We start from the raw sequence: 298 nt of genomic DNA, 5'->3' as shown, positions 1-298 counted from the left end.
GCACAGCGAACCGAGCCCAAGACCCTGCAGGCTGCCCTTGAGGATATAGTTGCGCTCCCACCGCCTCGCCTCTTCGACATTGGCGATGGAACCACCTGCTTTCAGGAAGCCGCGTATGCCCAAGTAACGGAAAAGACTGATGGAGAGCAGCCCGAAAGAAAAGGCCAGGAACAGCGGATTGTCCGTCCGCCAATAGATCATGAATCCCAGGATCCAGTAGCAAACGCCACCGATCACCAGCATGTGGGCGTTGTCGAACAACGACCGCACAAACTGGATGTAAACATCCGCGGGGATG

At 56.7% G+C, this 298-nt stretch carries 1 pseudogene; it reads right to left on the bottom strand.

Annotated elements, in window-relative coordinates:
* Positions 1–297, bottom strand: a pseudogene (locus EN874_RS33080) (diguanylate phosphodiesterase); the annotation flags it as partial.
* Position 298: the final 1 nt, after the last annotated feature.

Source organism: Mesorhizobium sp. M1D.F.Ca.ET.231.01.1.1 (assembly GCF_003999155.2).
Lineage (GTDB): Bacteria > Pseudomonadota > Alphaproteobacteria > Rhizobiales > Rhizobiaceae > Mesorhizobium.
The sequence above is the reverse complement of the archived record's forward strand: the minus strand, read 5'-3'. Positions and strand labels throughout refer to the sequence as shown.